The organism is Bradyrhizobium sp. Crot121, assembly GCF_059512385.1.
The window spans coordinates 1-20,016 of the sequence record NZ_JCAMOR010000107.1 but is presented as its reverse complement, the minus strand read 5'-3'; the positions used below and the strand labels follow the sequence as shown (position 1 = coordinate 20,016).

Sequence of the window (20,016 nt, the reverse complement as noted above, 5' to 3'; positions counted from 1 at the left end):
GCGAGCGGATGACGCAAAAAGGGATTGACTGAGCAAGGCCCGTTACAGAAGGGTGGGCAAAGCGAAGCGTGCCCACCATCCACGTTCGGTGCAAGAAAGGTGGGCACGCTTCGCTTTGCCCACCCTACAAATTTTTCGCTACTTTCTTGTCGCGGGCTAACTACTCATTTCCCGGATTGACGTCTTCGCTCGGCGCGGGTTGCGCGGCGGCGTCGGGTCGCGGGCCGTGCGGGCGGCGGCGGCGGCGCGGGAAGCGCTCGTTACGTTCGCTGCGTTCTCCGCCGCCATTGCCTTCATAATTGCCATTGACCTGCGGCTGCGCACCTCCGGTGATGAAGGAGGGCAGACGGTCGACGCCGCCATTGTCCGCGATCACCGGCTGCGGCTGATTCTGCGGCGGCGCTTGATATTGCGGCTGCTGACGATGCTCGCGCTCGCGTGGCTGCTGCTGGTCGCGCTGATAGGGCTGCTGATTGTTTTCGCGCGCATAGGGCGGCTGTGGCACGAAGCCGGGCTCCTGCCCGAAGCTCGAATAGCTGTCGTCCTCGTCGCCCTCGTCGGTCGTTGACGCATCGTTGTTGTTGTCGACGCGGGGCTGCTGCTGATTCTGCCGAAGCTGTTCCTGAGCCGCGGCGATGATGCGGAAGTAATGCTCGGCGTGCTGATAGTAGTTCTCGGCGGCGACCGGGTCGCCGGAGGAGCGCGCATCGCGCGCGAGCTGAACGTATTTTTCCGCTACGTGGGAAGCAGTGCCGCGGATCTTGATGTCGGGTCCGTTCGATTCGAACACTCGCGTCAACGGGTTCTGACCGCGCCGGTTGTTGTTGTTGTTGTTGTTATTGTTATTCCGGTTACGCATCCGCTTGTTATTTTGACCGTTTCTCATGTCTCGCCTTTTATTCCAGCCCTAAGTTACCAGCGTTAGTTACCAGCGTTGAAATTGCCGTTGCGGTGGAAGTTGCCAGTGCAACTGGCGCACGCGCTCATGCGCACCGACTCACGATGCCATTCGGATCAATGCCAAAGTTCGCCAACCATCGCGTTGAGCAAAACGCGTTCCCCAACCGCCGGCCGGTCGGCCTGCGGATCAATTATTCAGCTTGCCACGCAAGCCCAGTTCTCTCACGTAAGTCTTCAAGCGCAATAACAGGCTTTCGTTCGCTTGGCGGTCGAGAGCAGCACAGCCCCGGCTATTGCGCTCATACAGACCCGCGTTTTGGAACCTTTGATCGGCGGGCTCTCGGCGAGAACCCTGGTCTTCACCCGTTAACGGTTACGGGGCCAAACCGATGTCATGACCGGAACGTAGTCGTTCCCGGGGGATATTCCAAGAGGTTTTTTTGCGTTCCAATAGGACTTTATCGCGGCAATTTGCGGCCCGCCACCGCCCGTGGGATGCCCGCCAGATCTGCCCTCGGCGGACCGGCTGGGACGAGCCCCGCACCCGTCATCAAAGCTTCAATGGCCTCGCTCTGTCCAATGCCTGATTCGACAACCAGGGCGGCGCCAGGGGCCAGCAGGCCGGCGGCCTGCGGGATCAGCGCGCGATAGGCATCCAGCCCATCGTCGCCGCCATCGAGCGCGGCAAGCGGGTCGTGCTCGCGCACCTCGACCGTAAGGTCGGCAATGTCAGCGGATGGGATGTAGGGCGGATTCGACACGATCAGGTCGAAGTGGCCGGAAAGGCCCGATGCATAGTCGCAGGCGATGAACGTCGCACGATTGCCAATGCCCAACATCAGCGCATTGGCGCGCGCCGTCTTGAGCGCCTCCGTGCTGATGTCGGTGCCGTAGCCCGTGGCCGCAGCAAGCTCGGAGAGCAGCGCCAGCAGGATGGCACCGGTGCCGGTGCCGAGATCGGCGATCCGCAACGGTTTTTCCGAAGCTCCGTCCGCGCGGAGAATTTCCATCGCGAACTCCACCACGGTCTCGGTGTCGGGCCGCGGCACCAATGTCGCGGCGGAGAGTTTTAGCGGCAGTCCCCAGAATTCCTTTTGCCCGAGGATGCGCGCGACCGGCTCGCCGGCGAGGCGACGGCGCGCGAACGCTTCCAATTCTGCTGCTTCATTCCCGGTCAGCGTCCGGCTCGCTGCCGTGATCATGCCGGTGAGATCGAGCTTGAGCACCGCGCCGAGTAGCACGCGTGCATCGAGCTCGGCCGAATCGATCGCCGCCGATTTGAAGCGTGCGCCGAGTTGTCGGCGCGCCGCATCGACATTGAGACCGACAAAAGCGCTCACACCCTCACCGTCGTCCCTGCGAAAGCAGGGACCCATAACCACAGGACGGAGCGATCCCGCGTAGCCCGGATGGAGCGGAGCGCAATCCGGGATTCGTGCAGTCCGGCCCGCTGCCCCGGATTACGCTGCGCTCCATCCGGGCTACGGGAGTCCTCACGCCGCCGCACCCTGCGCGGCGAGTTGCGCTGCCTGGTGCTCCGTCGTCAGCGCGTCGGTCAATTCACCGAGTGCTTCACCTGATATCACCTGCGGCAATTTGTAGAGCGTCAGGTTGATGCGATGATCGGTGACGCGGCCTTGCGGAAAATTATAGGTGCGGATGCGCTCGCTGCGGTCGCCGGAGCCGACCTTCTCCTTGCGGTCGGCGGAACGCGCCGCCTCCACGCGCTGGCGCTCGGCATCGTAGATGCGCGAGCGCAGGATGTTCATCGCCGACGCCCGGTTCTTGTGCTGCGAGCGGCTGTCCTGCATCATCACCACGATGCCGGTCGGGATATGGGTGATGCGGATCGCCGATTCCGTCTTGTTGACGTGCTGACCGCCGGCGCCCTGCGCCCGCATGGTCTCGATCCTTAAGTCCTCGTTCTTGATGTCGACGTCGACATCCTCGACCTCCGGCAGCACGGCCACCGTCGCGGCGGAGGTGTGGATGCGCCCCTGCGTCTCGGTGTCGGGCACGCGCTGCACCCGATGCACGCCGGATTCGAATTTCAGTTTCGCGAATGCGCCGCGGCCCTGCACCTCGGCGATGATTTCCTTGTAGCCGCCGACCGTGCCCTCGCTGGCCGAGATCACCTCGACCTTCCAGCCCTGCAGCGCGGCGAAGCGTTCATACATGCGGAACAGGTCGCCCGCGAACAGCGAAGCTTCGTCGCCACCGGTGCCGGCGCGGATTTCCAGCACGACGTTGCGATCGTCCATGGCGTCCTTCGGCAACAGCGCGATGCGGATCTTCTGCTCGAGCTCGGCAAGCCGCGCATGCAGCGTCTCGAGCTCGGCCTCCGCCATGCCGCGCATGTCGGGCTCGGTTGTGGGATCGGCGATCAGACTCTGGGTGTCGGCGAGCTCGGTGCGCGCGGCGCGATAGGCCTTCACCGCCTCGATCAGCGGATTGAGCTCGGCGAGCTCGCGGGTGATCTGGACATAGCGTTCCGAATTCACCTGGCCGAGCAGTTCGGCCTCGAGCGAGGCATGATGGGCGAGCAGGACATCGAGTTTGGCTTCGGGCAGCATGGATGGTTCTCAAATAACGGAAAGGGCAGGGGCGGCGCCGTCGAGGAGAGCGTCGCTACAAGGTGAGCCCTTCGGCTTCCGCAAATTCCGTCAGCTTCTCGCGGATCGAAACGCTGCCGGCCGGTGCGTCCAGAAGCGGGTTGATTATCGCTTCGGCCTTTTTCGCGTCGAGCTCGAGGATCATCGCTTTCACCGGACCGTGCGCGGTCGCCGACAGCGACAGCGAGCGGTAGCCGAGCGCGATCAGCACCAGCGCGCCGATCGGCTTCGATGCCATCTCGCCGCACAGCGAGGCGACCTTCCTGCTTGCCTGCGCCTTGCGAACGATGTCGCGCAGCGCGCGCAGGATCGGCGCGGACAGGGTGTCGAACCGTTCCGAGACCTTGGCGTTGCCGCGGTCCACCGCGAACAGGAACTGGAACAGATCGTTCGATCCGACCGAGAGGAAATCGACCCGCTTCAACAGCTCGTCGAGCTGGTACAGCAGCGCCGGAACCTCGATCATGGTGCCGACATCGACGCGCTCGGGCAGCGAATGGCCGTGCTGGCGCAGATAAGTCAGTTCCCGCTCGACAATCGCCTTGGCCTGATCGAACTCGGCAACATCAGAGATCATCGGGAACATGATCTTCAGCGCGCGGCCGCCGGCGGCGCGAAGCAGTGCGCGGATCTGACCGCGCAACAGTCCCGGGCGGTCGAGGCCGAGCCGGATCGCGCGCCAGCCGAGCGCGGGATTTTCCTCGACGAACGTCTCCATATAGGGCAGTGCCTTGTCGCCGCCAATGTCGAGGGTGCGAAAGGTGACGGGCTTCGATCCCGCCGCATCCAGCACGGTGCGATAGAGCGCGAGCTGGTCGCTGGAGCGCGGCAGGTTCGGGCTCACCATGAACTGCAGTTCGGTCCGGAACAAGCCGATGCCGGCGCTGCCGGTGTCATCGATATGCGGCAGGTCGATGGTCAGGCCGGCGTTGATCAAGAGTTCGATCGGCTGGCCGTCCTTGGTCACACAAGGCTTGTCGCGCAGCGCCGAATATTGCGCCTGCCGCCGCGCGCGGAAGCGGACCCGCTCGGCGTAGGCGGATTCGATCTCCGATGACGGACGGACATAGATCTCGCCCGAGATGCCGTCGACGATGATGGCATCGCCGGGATCGGCGATGCCGGGCGCGTTCGGCACCTCGCCGACGGCGGGAATGCCGAGCGCGCGTGCCACGATCGAAACGTGGGAATTGGCGGTGCCTTCTTCGAGCACCAGTCCGCGCAATCGCTTGCGGTCATAGTCGAGCAGCGCCGCCGGGCCCATCGCGCGGGCGATCAGGATCGCGTTGTCGGGCAATTGTTCGCGTGATGGCGCGTGGTCCTGGCCGACCAGTTGCCGCATCAGGCGATGGCCGAGATCCTCGAGGTCGTGCAGCCGGTCGCGCAGGTAAGGATCGGTCGAGCGCAGCATGCGCGCGCGGGTGTCGGACTGCACGCGCTCGACCGCGGCTTCAGCGGTGAGGCCGGTGGCAACCGCCTCATGCAGCTTGTGCGACCAGCCCTGGTCGTTGGCGAACATGCGATAGGCTTCGAGCACGTCGCGATGCTCGCCGCCGTCGGCGACGTCGCCGCGCTCCAGCAGCCGGTCGAGATCGGCGCGCAGCTTGGTCAGCGCCGCATCCAGCCGCTTGATCTCCTTCGGCAGGTCTTCGGCGATATAGTTGGTGATGACGACGCGCGGCTCGTGCAGCACGACATGGCCGAGCGCGATGCCTTCGGAGAGAATGGCGCCGGTCTTGTGTAGGGAATGCCGCGCCGCAGGTTCGGCGCCCGGCTGCGCCAGCGCCGCCAATTCGCCGGAGGCGATCATCTCCGCCAGCACCATGGCGGTGGTCTGCAGCGCCTCGACTTCTTCCTCGACATAAGTGCGTTTGGCGCGGTTTTGCACGACCAGCACGCCGAGCGTGTTGCCGGCGCGCAGGATCGGCACGCCGAGGAAGGAGTGATAGATCTCTTCGCCGGTTTCCGGGCGATAGGAGAAGGCCGGGTGGCTTTGCGCGTCGCTCAAATTAAGCGGCGTGGCCTCGCTGGCGACGAGGCCGACCAGGCCCTCATGGGCGCTGAGCACCGTCCTGTGGACGGCGTCGCGGTTCAGACCTTCGGTGGCGTAGAGCTCGAGGGTGTTATCGACGCGCAGCACATAGACCGAGCAGACTTCGGCCACCATATTGGCCGCGATCAGGACCACGATCTTGTCCAGCCGCTCCTGGGCTGAGACCTGCTCCGCCATGGTTTCGCGGAGCCGTCTCAACAGGACGCGGGGACCTCCCGAAGCGCTCCGCATAGGTTGCAACCCTCCCCCACATGACCAGCAGGCCGTGTGGCCGGCAACTGGCGAGAAACTCGATTAATCCAACAATTTTATCCATCGGCGCCGCCGCAACCTCGCAACCCGGCCGAATCGGATTCGCCAAGACTGTGACACAGTTTGCGGCACCCTCCGATCAGGCCGTATAGCCAATCGAGGCTTGTTTTGCCAAGCAAAACGCCTGCCAAAAGATATAACGTCTCTGTCAGCCCAATGCTGCGGTAGCTAAGAGAAATTCTTACTCGCAACAGCGAGAAACGTGGGCTTGAGCTGTTCCACCTCTCCTACAGGGAGGGGCCCTTTACCCTCCCCTTTCAGGGCAGGGCTATCGCCTATGAAATAGAACTTGGCGGGCGATTCCTTCGTGGCCCATCCTTCGAGACGCGCTGCGCGCCCCTCAGGATGAGGTCTGGTTTCGCGGCGGAATCTTAGACCCTCATGGTGAGGAGCGCCGCTTGCGGCGCGTCTCGAACCATGAGGCCCGCCCCGTGCGGAACCTCTCCCTTCAGGAGAGGTGGCCCTCAAGCCTGGTCGAGACCGTACAGCGTGTGCAGTGTGCGCACCGCGAGCTCGGTATAGGCGGCATCGATCAGCACCGAGAACTTGATCTCGGACGTAGTGATGGCGCGGATGTTGATGTTGCGCGCGGCAAGCGCGGCAAAGGCCTTGGCGGCGACGCCGGCATGGCTGCGCATGCCGCTGCCGATCACGGAGACCTTCGAGACGTCGGTGGCGCTGTCGAAGCGCTGATAGCCGATCTTGCTCTTGGCCGCGGTAATGGTGTCGCGGGCGCGGCCATAGTCGCTCGCCGGAACCGTGAAGGTAAGGTCCGTGGTCTTGCCGTCCTCCGAGACGTTCTGCACGATCATGTCGACATTGATGTTGGCATCCGCGAGCGGGCCGAAGATCGCTGCTGCCACCCCCGGCTTGTCCTCGATCTGGCGCACGGAAATCTGGGCTTCGTCCTTGGAGAAGGCGATGCCGGTGACGACGTGCATTTCCATGATTTCCTCCTCGCTGCAGATCAGCGTTCCCGGCGGCGTGCCGTGCGGGTCGATATCTTCAGGCTTGTCGAAGCTGGAGCGGACGAAGATTGGCATGTTGTGCACCATGCCAAGTTCCACCGAGCGCACCTGAAGGACCTTGGCGCCCTGAGAGGCCAATTCCAGCATGTCCTCGAACGCGATCTTATCGAGCCGGTGCGCCTTCGGCACCACGCGTGGGTCGGTGGTGTAGACGCCGTCGACGTCGGTATAGATGTCGCAGCGGTCGGCCTTGACCGCCGCTGCAATCGCCACCGCCGAGGTATCGGAACCACCGCGGCCGAGCGTGGTGATGCGGCCGGTCTCGGGATTGATGCCCTGGAAACCGGCGATGACCGCGACCTCCTTCCGCTCCTTGAAGCGCTTCATGAGCTCGGTGCCGTCGATATCGAGGATGCGCGCCGAGGCGTGCGCGTCGGAGGTCTTGATCGGGATCTGCCAGCCCTGCCAGGAGCGCGCCTGGACACCCATGCTCTGCAGCGTGATCGCCAGCAGGCCCGAAGTGACCTGCTCGCCGGAAGCGACGACCGCGTCATATTCGCGTGCATCGTGCATCGGGGAAGCCTCGCTGCACCAGGCCACCAATTCGTTGGTCTTGCCGGACATGGCGGAGACCACCACGGCAACATCGTGCCCGGCATCGACCTCGCGTTTGACATGGCGTGCGACGTTGCGGATTCGGTCGATATTGGCGACGGAGGTGCCGCCGAACTTCATCACGAGGCGGCCCATGACGACGCGTGCATTCCCTGTGAGGATAGGTAGATTGCCCGCGCTTAACCCAAGCACGGGGGCTGAAACGCGCGTATACATAGCGAAGCGGCCGGGGGCAAGCGGGTTCCTGGCGCCGTCCGTGGTGGGGGCGCGGCGGTAACTGAGGCGTTTGTATGGGGCGGTATATCGACGAGATCCTGCAGCCCGGTGAGAGGGTGCTGTATTCGACGAACGCGCACTGGATTTTCTTCCTGCCGGCCATTGCCGGCTGGGGCGTGGCGATCGTGTTCCTGATCCTGGCCTATATGGTCCCAACCGGCGCGCCGGCGGTGCTTTGCCTGGCGCTGAGCGGAATCGCGGCGCTCGCGGCGTTGTACAAGACGGTGACCGCCTGGTTCCATCGTTGGACCACCGAGACCGATGTGACCAATCTGCGGATTGTGCACAAAGAGGGGTTCATTCAGCGCGAGACGTTTGAAATGAGCCTCGACAAAGTTGAGAGCGTCGACGTCTCCCAGAGCATTCTTGGCCGTATCCTCAACTACGGCAATGTGAGAATTCTCGGCGTCGGCGAGGGGCAGAAGACGATCAAAATGATTGCTTCGCCGCTCGCATTCCGTAGTTACATCACGGCGCGATAGGGGCGCGCGCATCATGGCCATGCAGTCTGACTTTTCCGGCACCACGGTCGATCCGGCCGAGGTCGCAAAATTCTCAAAACTCTCGGCGGAGTGGTGGGATCCGCGCGGCAAGATGGCGCCGCTGCACAAGATCAATCCGTTACGGCTCGGCTATATCCGCGATGCCGCGTGCCGCAAGTTCGACCGCAACGTCAGGAGCCTGAGCTGCCTGTCCGGCTTGCGCATCCTCGATATCGGCTGCGGCGCCGGGCTATTGTGCGAGCCGCTGGCCCGGCTCGGCGCCCAAGTGATCGGCATCGATCCCTCGGCCTCCAATATCGCCGCCGCGAAACTGCATGCCGACAAGGGGCATCTGGCGATCGATTATCGCTGCACCACGGTGGAAGAAATGGACGCGCGCGAGCGCTTCGACATCGTGCTGGCGATGGAGGTGGTCGAACACGTCACCGACGTCGGCGTGTTTCTGAAACGCTGCACGGCGATGCTCAAACCCGGCGGGCTGATGGTGCTCTCGACGCTTAACCGCAACTGGAAGAGCTTTGCACTCGCGATCGTCGGCGCCGAATATGTGCTGCGGTGGCTGCCGCGCGGCACCCATCAATGGAGCAAGTTCGTCACCCCCGACGAACTCGCCCACTACCTGCAAGACAACCGCCTCACCATCACCGACCAGGCCGGCGTGGTCTACAACCCGCTCGCCGACCAATGGAACATCTCCTCGGACATGGACGTGAACTACATGGTGGTCGCGGAGGAGGGGTAAGCATTTCCCGCGAAGCCGTCATTGCGAGCGGAGCAAAGCAATCCATAGTGCCACTCGCCGAAGCATGGATTGCTTCGCTCCGCTCGCAATGACGAGGCGCCGCAGCGCAATCCTGTCATGCGCTGTTCCGGTTGACCGCGCGCGCGGCGCCCGGCACGGTGAGAGCGTTTTCCCCGCCCGCCCGCGATTCTTGCGCACATGCTGACGATTTCCTGGCTCTGGATTCCTTTCACCATCGTCGCTGCGCTCGGGCAGGTTGCGCGCAATGCGATGCAGCGGTCGCTGACCGGGCCGCTCGGGACCTGGGGCGCGACCAATATCCGCTTCCTGTTCGGCTTTCCGTTCTCGATCCTGTTTTTTGCGCTGGTCATCGTGGTGACCGGCGATTCCGCTCCGTGGCCGCCGGTGGCGTTCTGGCCGTGGCTGCTGCTCGGTGCGCTCAGCCAGATCGTCGGCACCGGCCTGATGCTGCTGGCGATGAACGAGCGCTCCTTCGTGGTGACGACGGCGTATCTGAAGACCGAGGCGATCCAGACCGCGATCTTCGGCTTCGTCTTCCTCGGCGATCATCTCACCTTGCTGAAGGTGATCGCGATCCTGATCGCGACCATCGGCGTCGTCATCACCGCACTTCGGCCCGGCGGCGAGAAGGGGTTTGCGGAGCTGAGGCCGACCATCATGGGCCTGGTCGCGGCGGCTGCGTTTGCGCTGTCGGCGATCGGCTTCCGGGGCGCGATCATCGCGGTGCCCGGTGTCTCCTTCGTGACGGCGTCGTCCTATACGCTGGTGTTCGGCCTGTTCGTGCAGACGCTGGTGCTGTCGATCTATCTGTTGCTGCGGGCGCCCGGGGTGCTCAAGGCGATCCTCGGATTATGGCGGCCATCGATGCTGGCGGGCTTCATGGGCGCGTTCGCCTCGCAATTCTGGTTCCTTGCCTTCGCACTGACAGCGGCGGCGAACGTGCGAACGCTGGCGCTGATCGAAGTCTTGTTCGCGCAAGGCGTGGCGTATTATTCATTCAAGCAGCCGATCTCGCCGCGCGAGTTTTCCGGCATCGTCCTGATCGTGATCGGTGTGGCGCTATTGATCGCGGCGTGAGGATCAGTTCCGGTCGTCCGGCAGCACCGGCAGCGGCGAGACCTCGACGCCTTCCTCGATCAGCGAGCGGGCTTCCTCCGGCGAAGCTTCGCCGTAGATCGGACGGTGCTCGATATCGCCGTAATGCATCTTGCGCGCCTCGTTGGGGAAGCGGTCGCCGACATTGTCGGCGTTCTTGACGATGTGGTCGCGCAATTCCTTCAGCTTGGCGCGCAGTTCGCGCTCCTGCGCCATCATCAGCGGCGTGGATTCGGCTGGCGCTGCCGCCGGCTGCTCGGCCGGCACAGGCGCTGCGCTTTCGCGGCCTTTCTTGCCGACGATCTGCGGCGCCATGATTGCCTTCTCGATCTTTGACGAGCCGCAGGTCGGGCAGGTCACGAGCTTGCGGCGGACCTGAGAATCGTAAGCCGACGAAGTCTGGAACCAGCTTTCGAAAGCGTGGCCCCGTTCGCAGCGCAGGTTGTAGCGGATCATGCTGAGCCCCGGACGAGGTGCAGATGCTCCGGACCTGCCTTGGGGTCGGCGACGGTGAAACGCCGTCCGTGCTGCAGCGAGGGGATCGCCCTGCGCGCGGTCTCGACCTTGGCCGGATCGATCTTCGCCAGGAACACGCCCGGCTCGACGCCGCCCTCGGCGAGGATCTCGCCCCAGGGATCGATGATCAGCGAATGACCATAGGTCTCGCGCTTGTTCTCATGCAGGCCGGCTTGCGCGGCGGCAAACACGAAGCAGCCGGTCTCGACGGCGCGCGAGCGGAGCAGAATGTGCCAATGCGCCTCGCCGGTCTTGCGGGTGAAGGCAGACGGTACGGTCAGGAAGGACGCGCCGCTTTCGGCCAGCGCGCGGTACAGCGCCGGGAAGCGCACGTCATAGCAGATCGTCAATCCGATCCGGCCCCAGGGCAGATCGGAGATCACAGCAGTCTCGCCCGGCTGGTAATTGGCCGATTCGCGGTAGCTCTCGCCGCCGGGCAGATCGATATCGAACATATGGATCTTGTCGTAGCTGGCGAGCAGATTGCCGTCCGGGCCGATCAGGAAGGACCGGTTCACGGCCTTCTCCGGCGAGAAGCGCAGTGCCAGCGAGCCGATATGCAGATGGATCTTCAATTCGGCTGCGAGCGCGCGATAGGCCTTCAGCGACTTGTCGTCCTCTTCCGTCGCCAGATGCTCGAACAGCGCCTTGCGGTTCAATTGCATCATGTTGCTCACTTCGGGCGTGAGCACATAGTCCGCGCCTTGCGCCGCCGCCTCGCGCACCAGCTTGATGCCCTGCTCGAGGCTCGGCTCCGGCAGAAGCGAGGTGCGCATCTGCACCATGGCTGCGGTGAAGGTGCTGTCGGCACTCATCAGGCCACGCCTTCGCTGGCTAAGAGGCCATCGAGCTTGCCCTCGCGGTCGAGCGCATAGAGCTCGTCACAGCCGCCGACATGGGTGCTGCCGATGAAGATCTGCGGAAAGGTCGAACCGGCGCCGGCCCGCTTGTACATCTCGTCGCGATAGGCCGCGTCGCTGGCCACGTTGAATTCGGTGAACGCCGCCTTCTTGCGGGTCAGAAGCGACTTGGCCGCGCTGCAGTAGCCGCAGCCCGGGCGGGTATAGATTTCAATCGCAGCGGTCATGGTGCGCTCGGTTGTGATTTTGTCCGGGATTATATGGGAGTTTTGTGGCTATCGACAACCCGGGCGAACACCAGCACATCGACCTGTGCCGCCTTGGCGCGCAGAAGCGCCCGCGCGCAGGCGTCGACCGTCGCTCCCGAGGTCAGGACGTCATCGACCAGGATCACGCGGCGGCCCTGGATTTCGGCCGCGCGGTCCGGCCCCACTTTGAAAGCACCCTGGACATTGGTCGCCCGCTGCGCCCGCGACAATCCGACCTGCTGCTCGGTCGAGCGCACCCGGCGCAGCGCATCGGGGGCAAGCGCGACGCCGCTCTGGCGCGAAATGACGCGGGCAAGCGCGCCGGATTGATTGTAGCGGCGGCTCCAGCCGCGCCGCCAGTGCAGGGGAACTGGTACCAAAATATCGGCGTCGCGAAGCAATTCCTTCCCCGCGCGCGCCATCCAGCGGCCCATTGCTGGCGCGAGGTCCGTGCGGTCCTGGTATTTCAATGCGTGCACCAGCGTGCGCGCGACGTCGTCATAGCGCACCGCGGCGCGGGCGCGCTGGTAGGCCGGCGGACTGGCGATCGCCTCCATCGACAACAGCTCCGGACCGGGGTCGTAGACGAAGGGAATGCCGAGCCGCGGGCAGAACGGTGGTGCAATGAACGACAATTTGGCCCAGCAGGCGGCGCAGACGCCCTCGCCATCGACCGGCTCGCGGCACGAAACGCACAGCGTCGGCAGCGCGATGTCGAGCATCAGCCGTACTGCATGCGTCCATGCTCCCTGCGCAACGCTCAGCGCGCCGCGCAGATGGCCTGCAATGGAGCGGGATGGTGATGCCTCGGCGCCCATGGACCGAGGCTAGCCTCATGATCGTGTCAGCTCAAGCATTGCGTTGCCAGAGGTGAAGGCAGGGCGTAACCAGCGGACATGGCCGCAAATCCGACCACACCTGTGTTGTTCGATCGTTCGCTGCTCGCGGCGCGGCTGAAGCGCGCGCGGCGCGATGCGCCGGTCACCTTCCTGCTCGAGCGCGTCGGCGAGGACATGGCGGAGCGTTTGCAGGCGGTCACGCGGGAGTTTGCCGATGCCGCCGACATCTGGACGCCGGGCAATGCGCTCCATGATCTCTTGCGCGCGCGATGCAAGTCCGTCCGCGAGGTTGCGTTCGAGGCTGCCGAAGTCCTTCCGCTGCAGCCGGCTTCGCTCGATCTTGCGGTCTCCGCGCTCGCTTTCCAGTTCGTCAACGATCTTCCCGGCGTGCTCGCGCAGGTGCGTCGCGCGCTCAGGCCCGACGGGCTGTTGCTCGCGGCGATGATCGGCGGCGATACGTTGACCGAGCTTCGGCAATCCTTCGCCGCCGCCGAAGCCGAATGCGAGGGCGGAGTGTCGCCGCGCGTGGCGCCATTCGCCGATTTGCGCGACATCGGCGCGCTGTTGCAGCGTGCCGGCTTCGCGCTGCCGGTGACCGACGTCGACCGCATCGTGGTGCGCTACGCCAACGCCTTCGCGCTGATGCAGGAATTGCGGCGCATGGGCGCCACCAATATCCTGGTCGAGCGGCGCCGCGCGCCAACCCGCCGCGCCACGCTATTGCGGTTGGCGCAAATCTATGCCGATCGCTTCGCCGATCCTGACGGCCGCATCCGCGCCACCTTCGACGTGATCTGGCTGTCCGGCTGGGCACCGCATGAAAGCCAGCAAAAACCGCTGCGGCCGGGTTCGGCGAAAGCGAGTTTGGCAGAGGCGGTGAAGCGGGCAAAACGCGACTGACGCCGAATACCGCAGCCGTCATCGCCGGGCTTGACCCGGCGATCCATCGATCTGGAAAGAGCCTTTTTCGAAGATGGATGCGCGGGTCAAGCCCGCGCATGACGAGTGAGGGTGCGGCGGCCCTGTCGCGAGCAAACCTACAACAGCAGATCAATCAGATGCGGGATCAGCGGAATGTCCGCCGCCGGCATCTCATAGTCGCGCAATTTGTTGGCGCGGACCCAGGCGAGGTTCTGTCCCTCGCGCGCCGTCACCATGCCGTCCCAGCGCCGGCAGATATAGAGTGGCATCAGCAGGTGAAACGTCTCATAGGCGTGGCTCGCGAAGGTTAGCGGCGCCAGGCACGGCTCGGCGACGGTGATGCCGAGTTCTTCATGCAATTCGCGGATCAGCGTCGCTTCCGGCCGTTCGCCGGCCTCGACCTTGCCGCCCGGAAATTCCCAGAGCCCCGCCATCGGCTTGCCGGCAGGCCGCTGCGCCAGCAGCACGCGCTTGTCGGCATCGATGAGCGCGCAGGCAACCACGAGGGTGAGTTTGATATCGGTCATGCGCGGCACGCCTGCTGAATCGTAGGATGGGTTTCGCTGCGCTCTACCCATCCTACATAGAATTACGACCGATAATCGCCGTTGATCGCGACATATTCCTTGGTGAGATCGCAGGTCAGCACGCGGTCGCGGCCCTTGCCGAGGCCGAGATTGACCTTGATCTGGATCTTCGGCTCTTTCATCGCCTGCGACACTTCCGCCTCGTTGTAGGAGGGATCGCGGGCGCCGCTCTTGGCGACGCGGATGCCGTTGAAGGAAATCGAGAGCTTGTCGCGGTTGGCGGGCTCGCCGGCCTTGCCGACCGCCATCACCACCCGGCCCCAATTGGCATCCTCGCCGGCGATCGCGGTCTTGACCAGCGGCGAGTTCGCCACCGACATCGCGATCTTGCGAGCGGAAGCCTTGGTCGTCGCGCCATCGACGATGATCTCGACCAGTTTCCGCGCGCCTTCGCCGTCACGCGCCACCTGCTCGGAAAGATCGGCGAGCACATCGCGGAACGCCTTTGCAAACGCTTTCAGGCGCGGATCGCTGGCGCGGCTGATCTTCGGCGCGCCGTTTGCCGCGGCGGCGCCGGTCGCGAATGCCAATAGTGTGTCCGAGGTCGAGGTGTCGCCATCGATGGTGACGGCGTTGAAGGTGTCCTCGACCCCGCTCTTCAGGAGCTGTTGCAGCGCGGCCGATGACAGCGGCGCATCGGTGAAGATGAACGACAGCATCGTCGCCATATCAGGCGCGATCATGCCGGCGCCCTTGGCCATGCCGTTGATCGTCACCTTAGCCTTGCCGAGCTTGACGGTCGCGGTCGCGACTTTCGGGAAGGTGTCGGTGGTCATGATTGCCTTCGCTGCGCTCATCCAGTCGTCGGGCGTCGCCGTCTCGGCCAGCGTCGCCAGCACGCCGTCGAACTTGGTCGCATCGAGCGGCTCGCCGATCACGCCGGTGGAGGCCAGGAACACCTCATTGACGCCGCAGCCGACCGCCTTAGCGGCGATCTGCGCGGTCAGCGCGGTCGACTGCTTGCCGGTCTTGCCGGTGAAGGCGTTGGCGTTGCCGGAATTGACCACCAGCGCGCGTGCAAATCCTCCCTTAGAAGATCCGCCTTTGCCGAGCTTGGCGCGGCACCACTCCACCGGGGCTGACGGGCATTTCGACTTGGTGAAGACACCGGCGACGGTGGTGCCCTTGTCCATCACCGCGAGCAGCACATCGGTGCGCCCCTTGTAGCGGATCCCGGCCGCCGCCGTCGCAAGCCTGACGCCCGCAATCGCGGGCAAATCGGGAACGTCTGTCGGGGCGAGGGGAGAAACGGCGGTGGACATGGCGGATTCCAATCAGGCAGGCGCAATCGTCATGGCCGGGCTAAAGTGCGAAGCGCGTCTTCGCGCAAGATGTCCCGGCCATCCACGTCCTTTTCCCGGCCGGCGAGGCGCCAAGACGTAGATGGCCGGGACAAGCCCGGCCATGACGAGTGTAGATACTATTGGCTTCGCTGAAGTGACAGCGAATTCTTACTTCTTCGCCGGCGGCGCCATCTTGGAGTCGGACGGCTTGGCGGCGGGGGCCGTCGTATCAGCAGGCTTGGCGTCGCTCTTGGCGGTCTCTTCCGGCTTGTCCATGCGCTCGATCTTGGCGGCCTCGCGCAGCTTGGCGACATAGTCGGCCTGCGCTTTGCGGGTCACATAGGTCTCGATCTGGCTCTTGACCTGGTCGAAGGGCGGCGCGGTGCGGTTGCGCTTTTCCTCGACCTTGATGATGTGCCAGCCGAACTGCGACTTCACGGGGTCGGAGATCTTGCCCGGCTCGAGCGAAAAGGCGACGGCAGAGAATTCCGGCACCATCTGCTCCTTGGTGAAGAAGCCGAGATCGCCGCCATCGGAGGCGCCGGGATCCTTGGACTTCTTCTTGGCGAGCTCGGCGAAATCGGCGCCCTTGGCGAGCTCGGCCTTGATTGCCTTGGCCTCGTCCTCGGTCTCGACCAGGATGTGGCGGGCATGCACTTCCTGCTCGCCGGTGATCTGCTTGGAGGCCTCTTCATAGACCTTCTTCATGGCGTCGTCGTTGGTCGCCGCCTTGCCCTCGCTGGCAAGCAGGCTATCCATCAGGAGGCGGTTGCGGGTGAAGGCGAGGCGCTTCTTGAACTCGTCGGTATTGTCGACCTTCTTGTCCTCGGCGGCCTTGGCGACGATCTTCATGTCGATCAGGAAGGCCAGGAGGTTATCCTTCCGCGTCGCAGGGTCCATCTGCTGCAGGCTCGGCCCAAGTTCCTCTTCGGCGATCGCCACATCGCTTTGGCGGATCTCCTGCCCGTTGACCTTGGCAAGCACCGGGTTGGAATCCTCAGCACGGACCGGCAGACCGAAGGCGAGAACCGCGGCGATCGAGCCGGTCACGGCCAGGGATGCGAGGCCGATACGCAAGCCGGGTTTCATTTCCGCGAACGACGTGGTCATGCAAAATCCTTAACTTGTCTCGAACAGGGGGAACTTCTCTTGAGCGGGGCGGACACTCGCCCAATCAAGCCGCCTTGGCAACGCGAAAAGTCTGACAAAATGATGAATTCCTTGACATCCTGCCGAGCGTTGACAACCCCCGGAGCGGGCCATATCTCTGGCCCATCGTGTCAATGGCGATAGCGCTCATTTTGCTTACGTTTTTGGCCGTTGAACCTTGGATTGCTTGCTTCCCACTTAATTGGCGGATCGGGCCCCAGGTTGGGGCCGTTGCCGGGGTGCGTCACGGTGAGTTGATAGACAATCGGCGGCACCACGCTCTGGTTGCAACGCAGAAGAACAGGAACTACGCATGATCGGCGCGCTCGCCCGCAAATTGTTCGGCTCCGCCAACGACCGGAGGGTGAAGGGCTATCAGGCCCGCGTCAACGCCATCAACGCATTGGAGCCCGAGCTCGCAAAGCTTTCGGACGAGGCGTTGAAGGCCCGCACCGCCGAATTCCGGCAGGAGCTGGCGAACGGCAAGACGCTCGACGACCTCCTGGTTCCGGCCTTCGCCACCGTCCGCGAGGCCGCCAAGCGCACCCTCGGTCAGCGCCATTTCGATGTGCAGCTCATCGGCGGCATGGTGCTGCATGAGGGCGACATCGCCGAGATGAAGACCGGCGAAGGCAAGACGCTGGTGGCGACGCTCGCGGTCTATCTCAACGCGCTCGCCGGCAAGGGCGTCCATGTCGTCACCGTCAACGATTACCTTGCCCGCCGTGACTCCGGCTGGATGGGCCAGATCTATTCCTTCCTCGGCATGAGCACCGGCGTCATCGTCCACGGGCTCGACGATGCCGAGCGCAAGACCGCCTATGGCTGCGACATCACCTACGGCACCAACAACGAATACGGCTTCGACTACCTCCGCGACAACATGAAGTACCGCCTGGAGGACATGGTCCAGCGCGGGCACTATTACGCCATCGTCGACGAAGTCGACTCGATCCTGATCGATGAGGCGCGGACGCCGCTGATCATCTCCGGCCCGCTCGACGACCGTTCGGATTTCTACAACACCATCGACACGTTCTTTCCCAAGCTCGACAAGTCGGACTACGAGGTCGACGAGAAGCAGCGCACGGTGACGCTGACCGAAGGTGGCATGGAAAAGCTCGAAGGGCTGCTGCGCGATGCCGGCCAGCTCAAGGGCGACTCCCTCTATGACGTCGAGAACGTCTCGGTCGTCCACCACGTCAACCAGGCGCTGCGCGCGCACACGCTGTTCACCCGCGACAAGGATTACATCGTTCGCGACGGCGAGGTCGTCATCATCGACGAGTTCACTGGACGCATGATGCCGGGTCGCCGCTACTCGGAAGGCCTGCACCAGGCGCTGGAAGCCAAAGAGCACGTCCAGGTCCAGCCGGAGAACCAGACGCTGGCCTCGATCACCTTCCAGAACTATTTCCGGATGTACGAGAAGCTGGCGGGCATGACCGGCACGGCCGCGACCGAAGCCGACGAATTGTTCGACATCTACAAGCTCGAGGTCGTGGAGATCCCGACCAACCTACCGGTGGCGCGCCTCGACGAGGACGACGAGGTCTATCGCACGCAGACCGAAAAATATGCCGCAATCCTCGCAGAGATCGAACGCGCCAACAAGCGGCTGCAGCCGGTGCTGGTCGGCACCGCCTCGATCGAGAAATCCGAAGTGCTGGCCGAGTACCTGCGCAAGCACGGCTACAAGCAGATCGACTTCGGCAATCACGGCGCGCTCGACAAGCTCTATGCCGCGGCGCGCGCCGGCAAGCCGGCCAAGCTGTTCGCGGTCTTGAATGCGCGCTTCCACGAGCAGGAAGCCTATATCGTCGCCGAAGCCGGCGTGCCCGGCGCGATCACGATCGCGACCAACATGGCCGGCCGCGGTACCGACATCAAGCTCGGCGGCTCGCTCGAGATGCGGATCCAGCAGGAGACGGCCTCGGTCGCTGACGAAGCCGAGAAGGCGCAGAAGATCGAGCAGATCAAGGCCGACATCGAGCGCTTCCGCGAGATCGTCTTGAAGGCCGAGGAGGTTGTCGAGGTCGAGCCCGCCAAGGGCAGCAAGCCGGCGAAGACGGTGACCAAGCCCGGCGGCCTCTACATCATCGGCTCCGAGCGGCATGAATCCCGCCGCATCGACAATCAGCTCCGCGGCCGTTCCGGCCGCCAGGGCGACCCCGGCCGCTCGAAATTCTTCCTGTCGCTGGAAGACGATCTGATGCGCATCTTCGGGTCCGACCGGCTCGACAGCATGCTGACCCGGCTCGGCCTGAAAGAGGGCGAGGCGATCATCCATCCCTGGATCAACAAGGCGCTGGAAAAGGCGCAGCAGAAGGTCGAAGCGCGCAACTTCGACATCCGCAAGAACCTGCTCAAGTTCGACAACGTCCAGAACGACCAGCGCAAGGTGATCTTCGACCAGCGCGTCGAATTGATGAAGGACGAGAGCGTCGCCGAGACCGTCACCGACATGCGCCACGCCTTCATCGAGGATCTGGTGGCCAAGCATATCCCGGAGCATGCCTACGCCGAGCAGTGGGATGCGGCTGGCCTGAAGGACGAATTGAAGCGCGTGCTCGATATCGACCTGCCTGTCGACGAATGGGCCAAGGAAGAGGGCATCGCCGACGAGGAATTGTTGGCGCGGATCGAGAAGCATGTCGACGAGCGCATGGCGGCCAAGGTCGCGCAATGGGGCCCCGACGTGATGCGCTACGTCGAGAAGACGATCCTGTTGCAGACGCTCGACCATCTCTGGCGCGAGCACCTGATCATGCTCGACCATCTGCGCCAGGTGATCGGCCTGCGCGGATATGGCCAGCGCGATCCGCTGCAGGAGTACAAGACCGAAGCCTTCAACCTCTTCCAGGAGATGAGCTCGCATCTGCGCGAGGCCGTCACCGCGCAATTGATGCGGGTCGAGATCATCCCGCCGGAGGAGCAGCAGCCGGTGTTGCCGGCGATGGAAGCGCACAAGCTCGATCCCAACACCGGCGAGGACGAGATGTCCTTCGCCAACGCCTCGCTGGTGCCGAAGGCCGCCCCCTCCGACCGCGATCCCAACAACCCCGCCACCTGGGGCAAGGTCGGCCGCAACGAGGATTGCCCTTGCGGCAGCGGCAAGAAGTACAAGCACTGCCACGGCCGGTATGCGTGAGATGAGCCGCCCGTAGCTGCGGGCAGCATTCCACGCTCTCGGTCGTTGACCGACAACATCGCCGCCACCTCCGTCGTCATTGCGAGCTCGACGCTTAGCGTCGCCCCGGAACGACAGTCCCGTCATTGCGAGCGCAGCGAAGCAATCCACGTCTCCACAAGCGGCGCTATGGATTGCTTCGCTGCGCTCGCAATGATGTTGTGGCTAGTTTGGGTGCGACATAACAACCCGACGGGCAAATCACCGAAAGTCTGTCCAGCCCTCGCAGAAAAAACATTCCGCTTTCGCCGTCGGGCAAATCAGTGATTTAACTCCGCGCGTCTCACCCGAATGAGGGGCGGCTCGCGATCGTCACGAACGTTGCG

The 20,016-nt window shown here is 63.9% G+C and carries 17 protein-coding genes; 5 read left to right on the top strand and 12 right to left on the bottom strand.

The window, feature by feature from the left end:
* Positions 1–160 precede the first annotated feature (160 nt).
* The 5 genes from AC5ZGW_RS41720 to AC5ZGW_RS41700 all read right to left on the bottom strand — a co-directional run bounded on the left by AC5ZGW_RS41720 (position 161) and on the right by AC5ZGW_RS41700 (position 7,595).
* Positions 161–886: a DUF4167 domain-containing protein gene (locus tag AC5ZGW_RS41720; RefSeq protein ID WP_130229257.1), complete on the bottom strand. Its 726-nt coding sequence runs from the start codon at positions 884–886 to the stop codon at positions 161–163.
* 472 nt (positions 887–1,358) lie between these two features.
* Positions 1,359–2,276 carry a peptide chain release factor N(5)-glutamine methyltransferase gene (gene prmC, locus AC5ZGW_RS41715; RefSeq protein WP_496114094.1) on the bottom strand — a complete coding sequence of 306 codons (918 nt, stop codon included), beginning with the start codon at positions 2,274–2,276 and terminating at the stop codon, positions 1,359–1,361.
* A 117-nt stretch (positions 2,277–2,393) separates the two neighbouring features.
* Positions 2,394–3,473 (bottom strand): peptide chain release factor 1, encoded by a 1,080-nt coding sequence (prfA, locus tag AC5ZGW_RS41710; RefSeq protein ID WP_028164204.1) that lies wholly within the window; start codon positions 3,471–3,473, stop codon positions 2,394–2,396.
* Positions 3,474–3,528: 55 nt separating this feature from the next.
* Positions 3,529–5,796: a phosphoenolpyruvate--protein phosphotransferase gene (gene ptsP / locus AC5ZGW_RS41705; protein WP_130229254.1), complete on the bottom strand. Its 2,268-nt coding sequence runs from the start codon at positions 5,794–5,796 to the stop codon at positions 3,529–3,531.
* 545 nt (positions 5,797–6,341) lie between these two features.
* On the bottom strand, positions 6,342–7,595 hold the full coding sequence (locus tag AC5ZGW_RS41700; protein WP_130229253.1) for an aspartate kinase: 1,254 nt from the start codon (positions 7,593–7,595) through the stop codon (positions 6,342–6,344).
* Between the two features lie 155 nt (positions 7,596–7,750).
* Here AC5ZGW_RS41700 and AC5ZGW_RS41695 point away from each other — a divergent pair, with 155 nt between their 5' ends.
* From AC5ZGW_RS41695 to AC5ZGW_RS41685, 3 genes are all read left to right on the top strand, one after another.
* Positions 7,751–8,218: a PH domain-containing protein gene (locus AC5ZGW_RS41695; RefSeq protein ID WP_130229252.1), complete on the top strand. Its 468-nt coding sequence runs from the start codon at positions 7,751–7,753 to the stop codon at positions 8,216–8,218.
* A 13-nt stretch (positions 8,219–8,231) separates the two neighbouring features.
* Positions 8,232–8,981 (top strand): bifunctional 2-polyprenyl-6-hydroxyphenol methylase/3-demethylubiquinol 3-O-methyltransferase UbiG, encoded by a 750-nt coding sequence (gene ubiG / locus AC5ZGW_RS41690; RefSeq protein WP_130229251.1) that lies wholly within the window; start codon positions 8,232–8,234, stop codon positions 8,979–8,981.
* A 198-nt stretch (positions 8,982–9,179) separates the two neighbouring features.
* Complete coding sequence (locus AC5ZGW_RS41685) at positions 9,180–10,079, top strand: EamA family transporter (RefSeq protein WP_130229250.1); 900 nt, start codon at positions 9,180–9,182, stop codon at positions 10,077–10,079.
* A 3-nt stretch (positions 10,080–10,082) separates the two neighbouring features.
* Here the strand turns inward: AC5ZGW_RS41685 and AC5ZGW_RS41680 are convergent, their stop codons facing one another.
* Genes AC5ZGW_RS41680 through AC5ZGW_RS41665 form a run of 4 tightly spaced genes read right to left on the bottom strand, consistent with a single transcriptional unit; the run spans position 10,083 to position 12,539 of the window.
* Entirely contained in the window at positions 10,083–10,553 is a 471-nt protein-coding gene (locus AC5ZGW_RS41680; protein ID WP_130229249.1) for a DUF1178 family protein, read from the bottom strand.
* A complete protein-coding gene (locus AC5ZGW_RS41675) occupies positions 10,550–11,428 on the bottom strand; it encodes a carbon-nitrogen hydrolase family protein (RefSeq protein ID WP_130229248.1) in 879 nt (292 codons plus the stop codon). The genes AC5ZGW_RS41680 and AC5ZGW_RS41675 overlap by 4 nt, the downstream gene beginning before the upstream one ends.
* Complete coding sequence (grxC, locus tag AC5ZGW_RS41670; RefSeq protein ID WP_028164213.1) at positions 11,428–11,700, bottom strand: glutaredoxin 3; 273 nt, start codon at positions 11,698–11,700, stop codon at positions 11,428–11,430. The genes AC5ZGW_RS41675 and grxC overlap by 1 nt, the downstream gene beginning before the upstream one ends.
* A gap of 29 nt (positions 11,701–11,729) precedes the next feature.
* Positions 11,730–12,539: a ComF family protein gene (locus tag AC5ZGW_RS41665; protein ID WP_130229247.1), complete on the bottom strand. Its 810-nt coding sequence runs from the start codon at positions 12,537–12,539 to the stop codon at positions 11,730–11,732.
* Positions 12,540–12,617: 78 nt separating this feature from the next.
* Between AC5ZGW_RS41665 and AC5ZGW_RS41660 the strand changes: the two genes are divergently transcribed.
* Positions 12,618–13,460, top strand: coding sequence for a methyltransferase domain-containing protein (locus tag AC5ZGW_RS41660; protein ID WP_130229246.1), 843 nt, complete (start codon positions 12,618–12,620; stop codon positions 13,458–13,460).
* A gap of 137 nt (positions 13,461–13,597) precedes the next feature.
* Here the strand turns inward: AC5ZGW_RS41660 and AC5ZGW_RS41655 are convergent, their stop codons facing one another.
* The 3 genes from AC5ZGW_RS41655 to AC5ZGW_RS41645 all read right to left on the bottom strand — a co-directional run bounded on the left by AC5ZGW_RS41655 (position 13,598) and on the right by AC5ZGW_RS41645 (position 16,461).
* Positions 13,598–14,008: a (deoxy)nucleoside triphosphate pyrophosphohydrolase gene (locus AC5ZGW_RS41655; protein ID WP_028164216.1), complete on the bottom strand. Its 411-nt coding sequence runs from the start codon at positions 14,006–14,008 to the stop codon at positions 13,598–13,600.
* 62 nt (positions 14,009–14,070) lie between these two features.
* Positions 14,071–15,330, bottom strand: a complete 1,260-nt coding sequence (gene argJ / locus AC5ZGW_RS41650; protein ID WP_130229245.1) for a bifunctional glutamate N-acetyltransferase/amino-acid acetyltransferase ArgJ — start codon at positions 15,328–15,330, stop codon at positions 14,071–14,073.
* 189 nt (positions 15,331–15,519) lie between these two features.
* The gene (locus AC5ZGW_RS41645) at positions 15,520–16,461 is read right to left on the bottom strand and encodes a peptidylprolyl isomerase (RefSeq protein WP_130229244.1); all 942 of its coding nucleotides are present in this window, start codon (positions 16,459–16,461) and stop codon (positions 15,520–15,522) included.
* 352 nt (positions 16,462–16,813) lie between these two features.
* On the opposite strand from AC5ZGW_RS41645, the gene secA reads away from it, so the two are divergent.
* Positions 16,814–19,651, top strand: a complete 2,838-nt coding sequence (secA, locus tag AC5ZGW_RS41640) for a preprotein translocase subunit SecA (protein WP_130229243.1) — start codon at positions 16,814–16,816, stop codon at positions 19,649–19,651.
* Positions 19,652–20,016: the final 365 nt, after the last annotated feature.